The organism is Pseudaquabacterium terrae (assembly GCF_013266755.1).
In the GTDB taxonomy this organism is placed as follows: Bacteria; Pseudomonadota; Gammaproteobacteria; order Burkholderiales; family Burkholderiaceae_C; genus Pseudaquabacterium; species Pseudaquabacterium terrae.
Map to the genome: position 1 here is coordinate 31381 of NZ_JABRWJ010000009.1, position 14331 is coordinate 45711.

Below are 14331 nucleotides of genomic sequence, written 5' to 3' on the forward strand. Positions count from 1 at the left end.
GAGTTAAAGCATTCAGAGCCGTTTCACGAAGGAGTCTCGATGAGTGCACGTACCGCCGTGGCCGCTGTCCTGCTCGGCGCACTGGTGTCCGCCGCGGCGCAGCCGGCGCCGAAGCTGAAGGTCGGACTGATGCTGCCGTACAGCGGCACCTTCGCCGCGCTGGGCACGGCGATCGAGAACGGCTTCCGGCTGCATGTCGAGGAGCTCGGCGGCAAGCTCGGCGGGCGCGAGATCGAATACGTCAAGGTCGACGACGAGTCCGATCCGGCGAAAGCCGCCGACCACGTGCAGCGGCTGATCCGGCGCGACCAGGTCGACGTGCTGGTCGGCAGCGTGCACTCGGGCGTGGCGCTGGCGATGGCCAAGGCCGCGAGGGACAGCGGCACGCTGCTGATCGTGCCGAATGCCGGCGCCGATGCGGTGACCGGCGCGTTGTGCGCCTCGAACATCTTCCGCTCCAGCTTCAGCAACTGGCAGCCCGGCCATGCGATGGGCGAGGTGGTGGCGAAGAAGGGCCACAAGCGCGTGGTGACGATCACCTGGCATTACGCTGCCGGCGACGAATCGGTGCGCGGCTTCAAGGAGGGTTTCGAGAAGGGCGGCGGCCGCGTGGTCAAGGAGCTGGTGCTGCCCTTCCCGCAATCGGAGTTCCTCGCACCGCTGGTCGAGATCGCCGCGGCGCGGCCCGATGCGGTCTACACCTTCTTTGCCGGCGGCGGGGCGGTCAAGTTCGTCAAGGACTATGCGGCCGCAGGCCTGAAGCACCGCATCCCGCTGTATGCCGCCGGCTTCCTGACCGACGGCACGCTCGACGCGCAAGGCGCCGATGCCGCCAACCTGCTGACCACGCTGCACTATGCGGACGGCCTCGGCACCTCGCGCGACAACATGTTCCGGCTGGCCTACGCGAAGAGCTACAAGCTGCAGCCCGACGTCTACGCGGTGCAGGGCTACGACGCGGCGCAGATGCTCGGCGTGGGCTTGAGCGCGGTCGACGGCGACATCGGCCGCCGCGATGCCTTCGTCGATGCGCTGCGCAGGGCCCGCTTCGACAGCCCGCGCGGCGCCTTCAGTTTGTCGAAGGCCCACAACCCGGTGCAGGACATCTACCTGCGCCAGGTGCGCGGCCGCGAGAACCGCATGGTCGGGATCGCGAGCAAATCATTGGCCGACCCTGCTCGCGGCTGCAGGATGTGACCCTCGTGGCGGGCCGCGTGCGATATTTCGCGCATGGACCGACCGAAACCCTTCTCGATGATCCGCGAGTTCCACCTCGCGGACTGGTTCACGCTGGGCAATGCGTTCTGCGGCGTCGGCGCGCTGTTCTCGGTGATGACCTTCCTGCAGGTGCACGATCACCGGCACCTGTACTTCGCCTGCGCGCTGATCCCGCTGGCGCTGGTGTTCGACGTGCTCGACGGCCGCATCGCGCGCTGGCGCCAGCGCGCCTCGGCGATGGGGCGCGAGCTCGATTCGCTGGCCGACGTGATTTCCTTCGGCGTCGCGCCGGCAGCCATTGCCTACGCCTGCGGCATGCAGGGGCTGTACGACCGCATCGTGCTGGTGTTCTTCGTCGCCTGCGGCGTGTCGCGGCTGGCGCGCTACAACGTCACCGCCGAGAAGCTCTCCGACGGCGGCGACAAGGTCAAGTACTTCGAAGGCACGCCGATCCCGACCTCGCTGCTGCTGGTGCTGGTGCTGGCCGCCGCGGCCTGGGCCGGCGCGATCGGCGAGCAGCTGTGGTTCGGCGTGGTCGAGATCGCCGGTTTCAAGCTGCACCCGCTGGTGCTGATGTTCCTGGTGTCGGGCTCGCTGATGATCAGCCGGATCCGGATCCCGAAGCTCTAGCAGGTTATTTCAGCGGTATCGGCGTGCCCCGGTCCACCGCGACCGCGGTGACACTGTTCTGCGGCGAGCCCTCGATCAGGCGCTCCGAATAGGTCAGGTAGACCAGCGCGTTGCGCTTGGCATCGACCATGCGCACGATGCGCAGCTTCTTGAACAGGATCGACAGCCGCTCGCTGAAGACCTCTTCCTGCTGCGGCAGCGGCTTCGCAAACGAGATGGCGCCAACCTGGCGGCAGGCGATCGAGGCGTCGGACTTGTCCTCGGCCAGGCCGAGCGCGCCCTTGATCCCGCCGGTCTTGGCGCGCGAGACGTAGCAGGTGACGCCGGGCACCTTCGGGTCGTCGTAGGCCTCGACGACGATCTTGTGGTCGGGGCCGATCCATTTGAAGACGGTGTCGACCTCGCCGACCGGTTCGGCGCCGGCGCTGCAGGCGGCCAGCAGCAGCAAGGCCGCCCAACGGCCGGCATGCAGGACGTTCGTTCGCATCGTGTTCCCTCTCAAAGTTCGGTCTACGCAGCATGTGGTGCCCGCATTGTGCGGGCGCGCTGCCTGCAGCTCAGCCGCGCAGCGGCGCCAGCAGCTGCCGCACGACCGTCGGCAGCTCGTCGTAGCTGTTGGCCTTGGGCACCAGGCGCAGCACGCCGGCGCGGCGCGCGGCGATGCGCAGCTCGTCAGAGATGTAGCCGGAATACAGCACGACCGGGAGGCCGGGCCGCAGCTGGTGGATCTCGGTGGCCACGCGCAGGCCGTCGGCGACCGGCATGTTGTAGTCGGTGACGACGATGTCGTAGCCCTGCGGCTGTTCGCGCACCGCGGCGATCGCCTGCTCGCCGCTGCCGAAGGCGCTGACTTCGTAGCCGCCGCGCTCGAGCAGGCGCTGCAGCACCAGCAGCATGGTCGGGTCGTCGTCGACGCACAGCACGCGCTCGCCGTGGCCGGCCGCGGCGCCGTTGCCCGCGGCGTGCAGGTCGGGCTCCAGCGCCGGCAGGTGCAGCGTGAAGCAGCTGCCCTCGCCCGGCGTGCTGTCGATGGCGATCGCGCCGCCGTGTGCCATCACGATGCCGTGCACCACCGACAGCCCGAGCCCCGTGCCCTTGCCCACTGGCTTGGTGGTGTAGAACGGCTCGAAGATGCGCGAGCGCGTCGCGGCCTCCATGCCGACGCCGTTGTCGCGCACGACCAGCCGCACGTGCAGCCCCGGCAGCAGGCCGGGCAGCGTGTGCACCGCGGCGGCATCGAGCCGCACCTCGTCGAGCGCGAGCTCGATGCGGCCGGCGCGGCCCTCGACCGCGTGCAGCGCATTCGTACACAGATTCATCAGCACCTGGTGCAGCTGCGTCGGGTTGGCCGACACCCGGCAAGGCGCGTCGCTGCAGCGCACGACGATCGCGCTGCCGGCCGGCAGCAGCGTGCGCATCGTCTGGCCGACCTCCTCGACCACCGATCTCAGCGGCAGCTTGACGTAGGGCTCGGGTCCCTGGCGGCTGAAGGTCAGGATCTGCGCCACCAGGTCCTTGGCGCGCATGCCGGACTTCAGCAGCTCATCGAGCGCCAGCCGCGCCGGATGGTCGAGCGCGACATCCTGGCGCGCGAGCACGACGTTGCTGAGCATCGCGCCGAGGATGTTGTTGAAGTCGTGCGCGATGCCGCGCGCCAGCGTGCCCACCGCCTCGAGCTTGTGCGCTTCGCGCAGCCGCTCCTCGAGCTGCGCGCGGGCCGCCTCGGCGGCGGCGCGGTCGCTGATGTCGCGCACGTTGATCGTGTTGCGCAGCTGGCCCTGCGCATCGACGTGCACGGCGCAGAAGATCTCCGCCTCGAAAGGCCGGCCGTCGCCGCGGCGCAGGCGCAGCTGGCCCTTGAAGAGCCCCTTGCGGCGCACTTCTTCGAGCGCCGCTGCGCCGCGCTCGTCGCCCGGATCGATCAGTGCGATGGCGCCCAGGCGCTGCAGCGCCTCGCGGCTGCGGCCGAGCATGCCGCAGGCGGCCGGGTTGGCATCGAGGATGCGCCCGCGCATCGCGGTGTAGAGGATGCCGTCGAGGCTGTTGTCGAACAGCTGTTGCAGCAGCTGCTCGCGTTCGCGCAGGTGTTCCTCGGCCTGCTTGCGCTCGGTGATGCCGGCCAGCCGCAGCACGCAGCCGTCGTCGAGCGGACCGATCTGGGCCAGGAAGTCGCGCCGGCTGCCGCCGCTGCCCAGCGTGATCTCGCAGCTGCTGCCGCTGGACTGCGACATCGCCGCGCGGCAGCGCTCGTCGAGCGCCAGCTGCGGCCAGGCCGGAAAGGCTTCGCCGACCGGCAGGCCGGTCGGGTTGTCGACCGCCGCTTCGAGCAGCTCGCCGAACTGCCGGTTGACGACGACGACCAGCCAGTCGACCAGGCGGTGCGCGTCGTCGCGCACCGCACGCAAGGCCAGGATGCCGTCGCTGGTGGCGTTGAGCACCGCCTCGAGCATCTGCTGACGCGATTCGAGCGGGGTGTTGTAGGTCAGCAGGATGACCTCGCCAGTCGCTTCACGCAGCGGCATGATCAGCCGCTCCCAGGTGAAGACGCTGGGCGCGCGGTCGGAAAAGTGCACCGTGTACAGCGGCTGGTGGCTGGCCATCACCTCGCGGTAGCGCTGAAGGAAGAAGTCGCCGAGCTCGCCGCCGAACTCCGACACCAGCAGCCCGGTCATGTCGAACTGCGCGTGGCGCTGGATGTCGATGCCGTAGTGCAGGTAGCGGAAGTCCGCGCCCTCGGCGCGCAGCAGCATCATCTTGTCGGCCAGCGGGCCGAGCTGCGCGAGCTCGAATTCAGCCGCCGCCGGCATCGCGCCGGCGCGGTCATGCAAGCTTTGCCAGCGCCGGTACAACGCGACGATCTCGGCGTTGTCGACCACCGATTCGATGCCTGCAGACACTTCCTTGTGCCAGATTGCCATCGCGCGCTTCGAAGCTCGAGACCGCTGACCTCCACGGCCGAGCCAGTGTACGCCGCGATGCCGGCGCGACGCAGCGCCCTAAAGCGGTGGCGGCAGGCCGGTTCGCGGCCCGATCACATCACCGCGCCGAGCTGCCAGGGCACGAATTCGTTCTGGCCGTAGCCGTGCTGCTCACTCTTCGAGCGGCGGCCGGATGCGGTGGCCAGCATCAGCCGGAAGATGCGCTCGCCGGCGGCGTCGACCGTCTCCAGGCCTTCGACGATGCCGCCGCAGTCGAGGTCGATGTCTTCCTGCTGCTTCAGCCACAGCGCGGTGTTGGTCGACAGCTTCAGCGACGGCGCCGGCGCGCAGCCGTAGGCCGAGCCGCGGCCGGTGGTGAAGCAGATCAGGTTGGCGCCGCCGGCGACCTGGCCGGTGGCCGACACCGGGTCGTAGCCCGGCGTGTCCATGAACAGCAGGCCGCGCGGGGTCGCCGGTTCGGCGAACTGCAGCACGTCGACCAGCGCGGTCGTGCCGCTCTTGGCGATGGCGCCGAGCGACTTTTCGAGGATCGTCGTCAGCCCGCCCGCCTTGTTGCCCGCCGACGGGTTGTTGTCCATCTTCATGCCGTGGCGGGCGGTGTAGGCCTCCCACCAGGCGATGCGCGCGAGCAGCTTGTCAGCAACCAGACGCGACACCGCACGCTGCGTCAGCAGGTGCTCCCCGCCATAGACCTCCGGCGTTTCGCTGAGGATCGCCGCGCCGCCATGGCGCACCAGCCGGTCGACCGCCGCACCCAACGCCGGGTTCGCGCTGATGCCGGAATAACCGTCGGAGCCACCGCATTGCAGCCCGACCGTGAGATGCCGCGCCGGCACGGGCTGGCGCTGCACGCGGTTCGCATCGGCCAGCAGGCCGCCCACCACCTCGATGCCGCGAGCCACGGTCTTCGCGGTGCCGCCGGTCGACTGGATGTCGAAGACGACCAGGCGCGCCCCTTCGGTGAGCGCTTCCTGCGCGATCAGCCCCTGGATCTGGTTCGTCTCGCAGCCGAGGCCGATCACCAGCACCGCCGCGAAGTTCGGATGCCGCGCATAGCCGCCGAGGGTGCGCCGCAGCACGCGCAGCTCTTCACCCTCGCTGTCGGTCGCGCAGCCCATGCCGTGCGTCAGCGCAACCACGCCGTCGACGTTCGGGAAAGGATCCAGCGCCTCGGGATGGATGTCGCGCCGGAAGTGGTCGGCAATCGCTCGCGCGACGGTGGCCGAGCAATTCACCGAGGTCAGGATGCCGATGTAGTTGCGCGTGGCAATGCGGCCGTCGGCGCGCACGATGCCGTCGAACGTGGCCGGCTCGGCGACGTGCTCGGTCGGCAGCGCGCCGCTCCCCGGCTCACCGAACCGCGCGACATCGCTAAACGCCAAATTGTGCGTGTGCACATGCTGCCCTGCAGCAATGGCCTGCGTTGCCGTGCCGATCACCTGGCCATAGCGGACCACCGCCTCGCCGGGCTGGATCGCGCGCGTGGCAATCTTGTGCCCCGGCGGCACCAGGCCCTGTACGGCGAAGCCTTCGGCCTCGACCGCCGTGCCGCCGAGCAATTGGCGCCGCGCAATGACGACGTTGTCCGCGGGATGAATGCGGATCACCGCGCCGTTCACGACAGCACCCCACCGGCGCCTGCAGGCGGCGCCGGGCTCAGGACGAGCAGCGCCTTACAGCTTGGCCACGGCCTTGCGCTTGGCCGCGGTAGCGGCCTTCTGGTACTCCTCTTCGGCCTCCTTGCGCAGCTCGATGGCCGTGTGCAGCGCCTGCTCGTAGCGCTCCTTGCTGTAGGTGTTCTTGCTGGCGATGTAGACGCTGCGGCGCAGCGGCTTGTCGCCGAAGCGCGGCAGGTTGACCGAGAAGCTGCACTCCTGCACCGAGCTGCCGCGGCGCTGGCGCAGGATCGGTCCGCTGATGCCCACCGGCAGATCGTTCTGCTTGTGCGCACTGACCTTGCGCTGCAGCCCGGTCGGCGCGGGCAGCTTGCGCACCCGCGAACGCAGTTCGACGACGGCCAGGGCCAGCGCAGAGCGCGCACCCTTGTTGTCGTGCGATTTGTCCGAGAAAAAGCGCGTTGGCGTCCCGTAGCGCAACTGCCAGCCGTGTGTGCTGTGCGAGTCGATGCGCTGGACGTGTTCGGGTACGCGACAACGCGCCCCGTACGGCAATGTGATGGTCCTGAACTGCATGGCCTGGTTCCCCCAACGGAACACCACACCCTGAGGCCGCCGATCCCTATCGCCGGCGGCGCGTAGTGCCTGAGCATTGCGCAGCGCCTAACCATCGATCAACTCGGGGTTCCACGCATGCACGGTCTGTTCTTGCTCCCCCAGACCTTCAATGCCCAGGCGCATTCTATCCCTAGGCCTCAAATAGACGGGAGAGGGTTTCTGCCCCATCCCGACACCTGGGGGGGTGCCCGTGCTGATCAGATCCCCTGGATAGAGGGTCATGAAGCGGCTGATGTAGCTCACCAGCTGGGCGACGCCGAACACCATCGTGCGCGTGCTGCCGTTCTGGTAGCGCTTGCCGTTGACCTCCAGCCACATGCCGAGTTGTTGCGGATCAGCCACTTCGTCGGCCGTTACCAGCCACGGGCCGATCGGACCGAAGGTGTCGCAGCCCTTGCCCTTGTCCCAGGTGCCGCCGCGTTCGATCTGGTATTCGCGCTCCGAAACATCGTTGACGACACAGTAGCCGGCCACATGTTGCAGTGCATCGTCGACCGAGACGTAGCGCGCCCGCGCGCCGATCACGACGCCGAGCTCGACCTCCCAGTCGGTCTTGACCGAGCCCTGCGGCAGCACCACCGCATCGTTGGCACCGATCACCGTGCTGGTGTGCTTGGTGAACAGCACCGGCTCCGACGGCACCGCCAGGCCGGATTCGGCGGCATGGTCTGCATAGTTCAGGCCGACGCAGACGAACTTGCCCATGCCGGCCCACGGCGGCGCGACGCGGCCGGGCTGCTCGATGATCGGCAGGCTCGACGGCTGCAGCGCGCGCAGCGGCGCCAGCCCCTCGGGCGTCAGCATCGAGGCGTGCAGGTCGGGGATGACGCCCGACAGGTCACGCACCTGGCCCTCGACGTCGAGCAGGGCCGGCTTCTCGCGGCCCTTGGGGCCGAGGCGCATCAACTTCATTCGGAACGCTCCTTGCTTGGTACTTGGGGTTTCAGTTGGACCAGCCGCCGTCGATGACTTGCGTCGTACCGGTCGTGAAGGCGGATTCGTCGCTCGCCAGGTAGACGGCGAGCGCGGCGATTTCTTCGGTGCGGCCGAGCCGGCCCATCGGCTGGCGGGCGACGAACGCGGCCTCGACCTGCGCCAGCGTCTGGCCGCTGGCCTGGGCCTGCGCGTTGATGCGGTCGCGCAGCGACGGTGATTCGACGGTGCCGGGGCAGATGGCGTTGCAGCGCACGCCGCGGGCGACGAAATCCGCGGCCACCGCCTTCGTCAGGCCGATCACCGCGGCTTTCGTCGTGCCGTAGACGAAGCGGTTCGGCGCGCCCTTCAGGCTGCCGGCCACCGATGCGATGTTGATGATCGAGGCCTGGTCGCCCTGCTGCGCGCGCTCCAGCATGCCGGGCAGCAGCGCCCTGATCGTGCGGTACATCGAGCGCACGTTGAGGTCGAAGGCGAACGCCCATTGCTCCTCGCTGCACTCGAGCACCGTGCCGGCGTGCACGAAGCCGGCGCCGTTGAAAAGCACGTCGACCGGGCCGGCGGCGGCCGCCGCAGCGACGATCGCCGCCGGGTCGGTGACGTCGAGCTGGCGCACGCGGCAGCCGATATCGGCGCGCAGGGTTTCGAGCGCATGGGCGTCGATGTCGGTGGCCAGCACGTCGGCGCCTTCGCGCACGAAGGCCATCGCCACCGCGCGGCCGATGCCTTGGCCCGCGGCCGTCAGGAACGCGGTCTTGCCCTTGAGTCTTCCAGTCATGTCTATTCCAGTACCAGTTGAACCTTGGTGCTGCGGCTGCGGTCCAGTGCCAGTTCGAACGCTTCCTGCGAACGCGCCAGCGGCAGCTGCGCACTGATCAGGGGCCGCACGTCGACACGCCGGCTGCGGATCGCCTGCACGGCCCAGTCGAACTCCAGGTGGGCGCGGAAGCAGCCGCGGTAGTCGAGCTCGCGCTGCATCAGGCTGTTGGCCGGGAACGGCAGCTCGGGCGGCAAGGTGCCGACCTGCACGATGCGGCCGCCGCGGCGCGTCGCCGCCAGGCAGGTGGCGAGCGCAGCGGGGTGGCCGGCGGCCTCGATCGTCACGTCGGCGATGTCGCTCAGTTCGGACGCTGGCACCTGGTCCGAGCGCACGGTCCGGTCGGCGCCGACCTGGCGCGCAATGCCGAGCGCGCGGTCGTTCAGGTCGCAGACGATCACCTGCGCTGCGCCGGCCAGGCGCGCGGCCATCACGCACATCGCGCCGATGGTGCCGGCGCCCGTGACCAGCACCGTCTCGCCGATCATCGGTCCGGCGCGGTTGACCGCATGCAGCCCGATCGACAGCGGCTCGGCGCAGGCGATCTCGCCGAGCGTGATGCCGGGCTCGTCGATCGGCGTCAGCTGGCGCTCGCCCATCACGAAGCGCTCGCGGAACATGCCCTGCGCATGCGGGAAGACGCTGGCGCTGCCGAGGAAGAACATCTTGCGGCAGAGGTTGCCGCGGCCGGCACGGCAGTAGTCGCACAGGCCACAGGGGTGGGAGGGGTTGATGGCAACCTTCTGACCGGGTTGCACGCGGGTGACCTCGCTTCCGATCGCGACGACGATGCCCGACGCTTCATGCCCCGGTACGAGCGGCTCCCGAATCTCGAACGCACCCACCCGCCCATGCTCGAAGTAGTGCATGTCCGAGCCGCAGATGCCACCGGCGCCCAGCCGCAGCAGCACGTCGGTGGGTTTCAGCGGCGGCGCCTCTTCCTGTTCCATGCGCAAGTCCAGCTTGCCGTGGATCAGGCACGCCATCGTCCATCGTTTATCCATGTTCCTCGCCCTCTCAGCGCGGCACGATGCGCGCGCCGGTCAACTGCTCCTGCGCCTCGACCAGCGAGGGCACGAACTTCTTGCCATGGCCCAGCGCGCTGGCCAGCGTCAGCGACTGGTGCACCGCCTCGCCGACCACCGTCGGAATCGCCAGCGACTCGGCCAGGTGCGTGTAGTAGCGGATGTCCTTGCGGGCATTGTCGAGCTCGAACTTCAGGCCCGCCAGGTCGCCGTTCAGCGTCTTGGCCATGGCCTGGAACAGACCGTTGTTGATCGGCCCGGCCGACACCAGCCCGACCAGCTTGTGCAGGTCGATGCCGGCGCGCTGGCCGACCGCGAAGGCTTCCGCGACCGCCGTGCACAAGGCCTGCGCGATGAAGTTGTTCAGCAGCTTCACCGTGTGCCCGGCGCCCGGCCCGCCGACGTGGAAGACGTTCTCGGCGAAGCAGCGCAGCACCGGCTCGAGGTCCTGGAACACCGCCTCGTCGGCACCGACCATCACGTTGAGCTTGCCGGCTTCCGCCTCGACCGGCGTGCGCGACAGCGGCGCATCGACGAAGACCACGCCGGCCGCGGCGCAGCGCTCGCGCAGCCGCGCGCTCGACTCGGGCTCGCTGGTCGAGCAATCGACGATCACCAGGCCGCGCTTCGCACCGGCCAGCAGACCCAGCTCGCCGAGCACCACCGCCTCGACCTGCGGCGAACCGGTGACGCAGATCAGGACGATCTCGCTGCGCTGCGCCAGCGCCTTCGCATCGGGCAGCTGCAACGCGCCGGCGGCCAGCAGGTCGGCGACGCGCTCGGTGTTGCGGTGCACAGTCAGACCGAGCTCGTGGCCCTTGCCGAGCAGGTTCCTCGCGATGCCGTGGCCCATCAGGCCCGATGCGCCGATCAATCCGATGCGTCTGGCTGAATCCATAGCGGTCACCCCCGCCCGACGAAGGGCATCTTGGTTGCCATCACGGTCATGAACATCACGTTGGCCGACAGCGGCAGCCTGGCCATCGTCAGGAAGCTCTCGGTCAGCGCCGACATCTCCATGCGCGGCTCGGGCCGCACGCTGCCATCGGCCTGCGGCACGCCCTGCAGCATGCGCGTGGTCATGTCGCTGGCGACGTTGCCGATGTCGATCTGCCCGACCGCGATGTCGAAGGGCCGGCCGTCGAGCGACGCGGTTTTCGTCAGCCCGGTGATCGCGTGTTTGGTCGTCGTGTAGGCGATCGAGCCGGGCCGCGGCGCGTGTGCCGAGATCGAGCCGTTGTTGATGATGCGCCCACCCTGCGGCCGCTGCGCGCGCATCAGCTTGAAGGCCTGCGACAGGCAGAAGAACGCGCCGTTAAGGTTGGTGTCGACGGCACGCCGCCAGGTGGCGGCGTCGAGCTCGTCGGGCGTGGCCACCGGCAGCGAGATGCCAGCGTTGTTGAACAGCAGGTCGAGCCGGCCGAAACGGGTCTTGATCTGCTCGAACAACGCCGCAACCGAGGCCTCGTCGCCGACATCGGCACGGATGGCGACGGCCCGCTCGCCGATGTCACCGAACGGGTCGCCGGCGGCGGCGATGGCCGCCTGCAGCGCCTCGACCCGTCGGCCGGTGAAGACCACGCGCCAGCCGTCGTTCAACAAGGCGGTGGCGCAGGCCTGGCCGATGCCGGAGCCGGCGCCGGTGACGAGGGCGATGCGGTTGTGCGGAGCGGTGCTGCTGTTCATGCGTCGGGGGTCCTAATGGTTGTCCTTGGGAACGAAGGCGCCACGCTGGCCGCGCAGGAAGTCGAGGTCGGCGCCCTCGTCTGCCTGCAGCACGTGGTCGACGTAGAGTTTCCAATAACCGCTCTGCAACGGCGGCGTCGGTGGCTGCCAGCCGGCGCGGCGACGTTCCAGCTCGGCGTCATCCACGTGCAGGTGCAGCGAGCGCTTGGGCACATCCAGCGTGATCAGGTCGCCGTTCTTGACCAGCGCCAGCGGCCCGCCGGCGGCGGCTTCCGGGGCCGTGTGCAGCACCACCGTGCCGTAGGCGGTGCCGCTCATGCGCGCATCGCTGATGCGCACCATGTCGGTGATGCCTTTCCTCAACACTTTGGGCGGCAGCGGCATGTTGCCGACCTCGGCCATGCCGGGGTAGCCCTTCGGGCCGCAGTTCTTCAGCACCAGCACGCAGTGCTCGTCGACGTCGAGGTTCTCGTCGTCGATGCGGCGGTGGAAGTCGTCGGAATCCTCGAAGACCACGGCACGGCCGGTATGCACCATCAACTCGGGCGTCGCGGCGCTGGGCTTGATCACCGCCCCGCGCGGCGCGAGGTTGCCGCGAAGGACTGCTATGCCCGCCTTGTCCTTGAACGGCGCGTCCATCGACTTGATCACCTTCGGATCGTAGTTCTGCGCCTCGGCGATGTTCGCGCCGACGCTGTGCCCGCTGGCGGTCGGGATGTCCAGGTGCAGCACCGACTCGATCGCCTTCATCACCGCCGGCAGTCCACCCGCGTAGCAGAAGTCTTCCATCAGGTACTCACCCGAGGGCTGCAGGTTCACCAGGCACGGCAGCTCGCTCGCCAGGCGGTCGAAGTCGTCGATGGTCAGTGGTACGCCGAGCCGGCCGGCGATCGCGATCAGGTGGATCACGGCATTGGTGCTGCCGCCGATCGCAGCCAGCGTGCGGATCGCGTTCTCGAAGGCTTCACGCGTCAGGACCTTCGTGATCGTCTGGTCTTCATGCACCATGTCGACGATGCGCCGGCCCGCCGCGCGCGCCAGCACGTTGCGTCGGCCGTCGACCGCCGGGTAAGCCGCATTGCCGGGCAGCCCGATGCCCAGCGCCTCGACCATGCAGGCCATCGTGCTGGCGGTGCCCATCGTCATGCAATGGCCGTGGCTGCGGTGCATGCAGCTCTCGGCCTCGAAGAAGTCCTGCAGCTTCAGCGTGCCCGCGCGCACCTCTTCGCTCATGCGCCAGACCCCCGTGCCCGAGCCCAGCGTCTGCCCGCGCCAGCGGCCGTTGAGCATCGGCCCGCCGGAGACGCCGATCGTCGGCAGCCCGGTGCTCGCGGCACCCATCAGCAGCGCGGGCGTCGTCTTGTCGCAGCCGAACAGCAGCACCACGCCATCGATCGGATTGCCGCGGATGCTCTCCTCTACGTCCATGCTCGCCAGGTTGCGATACAGCATCGCGGTCGGCCGCAGCAGCGTCTCGCCGAGCGACATCACCGGGAACTCGAGCGGGAAGCCACCGGCCTCGTGCACGCCGATCTTGACCTGCTCGGCCAAGGTGCGGAAGTGCGAGTTGCACGGCGTCAGCTCGCTGAAGGTATTGCAGATGCCGATCACCGGCCGACCATCGAACTGGTCGTGCGGGACGCCGCGCCCCTTGACCCAGCTGCGGTACGCGAAACCATCACGATCCTGGCGGCCGAACCACTGCTGGCTGCGCAGCTCCTCGGGCTTCTTTCGAGGCTTCGAACTCATGCGATTGCTGGCTTTCCCGGAGAGGCAGTGTTGGTGCTCAGGCATATTATGGTATGACGATTGACCGAGGACTGAGGTCCAACCCGAAGGAGAGCCATTTGGACAAGCCCGAGGTGCTGGCGGTCTCCAAGCTGTCGCCGCTGTTCAAGCCGCAGCTCGAAGCCGCCTACATGCTGCACGACCGTCTTCACGAGACCGATCCGGCGGCGCTGGCGGACGCCGCGCCGCGCATTCGCGCCATTGCCGCCAGCGGCGAATCGAAGGTGCCGGCCGCGCTGATCGAGCGCTTGCCGGCGTTGCAAATCATTTCAGTGATGGGCGTCGGTTACGACGGCATCGATGTCGCCGCCGCGAAAGAGCGCGGCGTGATGGTCACGCACACGCCGAACGTGCTGAACGACGATGTCGCCGACCTCGCGATCGGCCTGATGCTCAGCGCCGCGCGGCAACTGCCCGCTGCCGACCGCTACGTGCGCAGCGGTGATTGGCAGCGCGGCGCGATGCCGCTGGCGCGCAAGATGTCCGGCGCGCGGCTGGGGCTGGTCGGCATCGGGCGCATCGGCCAGGCCATCGCGCAGCGCGCCGCCGCCTTCGGCATGCCGATCGCCTACACCGCGCGCACGCCGCGGGCCGAGCTGTCCTACCGTTATTTCCCCGATGCGCGCAGCCTCGCCGCCGAGAGCGATTTCCTCGTCATCATCACGCCGGGCGGCGCCGGCACGCGCAAGATGATCGATGCCGCGGTGTTGCAGGCCTTGGGGCCGAAGGGCATCCTGGTCAACGTCGCGCGCGGCTCGGTGGTCGACGAGGCGGCGCTGATCGACGCGCTGGAGAACGGCACCATCGCCGGCGCCGGGCTCGACGTGTTCGAGAACGAGCCGAACGTGCCGGAACGGCTGAAGGCGCTGCCGCACGTCGTGCTCGCGCCGCACATCGGCAGCGCCACCGGCCAGACGCGCCAGGCGATGGCCGACCTCGCGTTCGGCAATCTGCGCGCGCACTTCGCCGGCACGGCGCTGTTGACGCCGGTGCCCGAGTGCCAATGAACTGTGCGGGTAAGTCCGGAACAGTCGATCGATCAATCATCATACGATAACACC

At 68.9% G+C, this 14331-nt stretch carries 13 protein-coding genes; 3 read left to right on the top strand and 10 right to left on the bottom strand.

From position 1 onward, the window contains the following. The first annotated feature begins 39 nt into the window (after positions 1-39). Together HLB44_RS26810 and pssA are read left to right on the top strand one after the other, a co-directional pair. Positions 40-1197 (top strand): ABC transporter substrate-binding protein, encoded by a 1158-nt coding sequence (locus tag HLB44_RS26810; protein ID WP_173130134.1) that lies wholly within the window; start codon positions 40-42, stop codon positions 1195-1197. Positions 1198-1230: 33 nt separating this feature from the next. Further along, positions 1231-1848, top strand: coding sequence for a CDP-diacylglycerol--serine O-phosphatidyltransferase (pssA, locus tag HLB44_RS26815; protein WP_173130137.1), 618 nt, complete (start codon positions 1231-1233; stop codon positions 1846-1848). Between the two features lie 4 nt (positions 1849-1852). On the opposite strand, the gene HLB44_RS26820 is transcribed toward pssA, so the two are convergent. The 10 genes from HLB44_RS26820 to HLB44_RS26865 form a co-directional block, all read right to left on the bottom strand. Then, a complete protein-coding gene (locus tag HLB44_RS26820; protein ID WP_173130141.1) occupies positions 1853-2335 on the bottom strand; it encodes a CreA family protein in 483 nt (160 codons plus the stop codon). 70 nt (positions 2336-2405) lie between these two features. Next, complete coding sequence (locus tag HLB44_RS26825) at positions 2406-4766, bottom strand: PAS domain-containing hybrid sensor histidine kinase/response regulator (RefSeq protein WP_173130144.1); 2361 nt, start codon at positions 4764-4766, stop codon at positions 2406-2408. A gap of 113 nt (positions 4767-4879) precedes the next feature. Continuing rightward, positions 4880-6394, bottom strand: a complete 1515-nt coding sequence (locus HLB44_RS26830; protein WP_343051574.1) for a UxaA family hydrolase — start codon at positions 6392-6394, stop codon at positions 4880-4882. A gap of 66 nt (positions 6395-6460) precedes the next feature. Then, a complete protein-coding gene (locus HLB44_RS26835; RefSeq protein ID WP_173130150.1) occupies positions 6461-6979 on the bottom strand; it encodes a hypothetical protein in 519 nt (172 codons plus the stop codon). An 87-nt stretch (positions 6980-7066) separates the two neighbouring features. After that, positions 7067-7933: a fumarylacetoacetate hydrolase family protein gene (locus tag HLB44_RS26840; RefSeq protein WP_173130153.1), complete on the bottom strand. Its 867-nt coding sequence runs from the start codon at positions 7931-7933 to the stop codon at positions 7067-7069. Positions 7934-7964: 31 nt separating this feature from the next. Beyond that, entirely contained in the window at positions 7965-8732 is a 768-nt protein-coding gene (locus tag HLB44_RS26845) for an SDR family oxidoreductase (protein ID WP_173130156.1), read from the bottom strand. Positions 8733-8734: 2 nt separating this feature from the next. Then, a complete protein-coding gene (locus HLB44_RS26850) occupies positions 8735-9775 on the bottom strand; it encodes an L-idonate 5-dehydrogenase (RefSeq protein WP_173130159.1) in 1041 nt (346 codons plus the stop codon). Between the two features lie 13 nt (positions 9776-9788). After that, positions 9789-10694 carry an NAD(P)-dependent oxidoreductase gene (locus HLB44_RS26855; protein ID WP_173130162.1) on the bottom strand — a complete coding sequence of 302 codons (906 nt, stop codon included), beginning with the start codon at positions 10692-10694 and terminating at the stop codon, positions 9789-9791. Between the two features lie 5 nt (positions 10695-10699). After that, entirely contained in the window at positions 10700-11482 is a 783-nt protein-coding gene (locus tag HLB44_RS26860; protein ID WP_173130165.1) for an SDR family oxidoreductase, read from the bottom strand. 12 nt (positions 11483-11494) lie between these two features. After that, positions 11495-13231 (bottom strand): IlvD/Edd family dehydratase, encoded by a 1737-nt coding sequence (locus HLB44_RS26865; RefSeq protein ID WP_173130168.1) that lies wholly within the window; start codon positions 13229-13231, stop codon positions 11495-11497. Between the two features lie 53 nt (positions 13232-13284). Here HLB44_RS26865 and HLB44_RS26870 point away from each other — a divergent pair, with 53 nt between their 5' ends. Beyond that, positions 13285-14277, top strand: a complete 993-nt coding sequence (locus HLB44_RS26870) for a 2-hydroxyacid dehydrogenase (protein WP_173130171.1) — start codon at positions 13285-13287, stop codon at positions 14275-14277. Positions 14278-14331 lie beyond the last annotated feature (54 nt).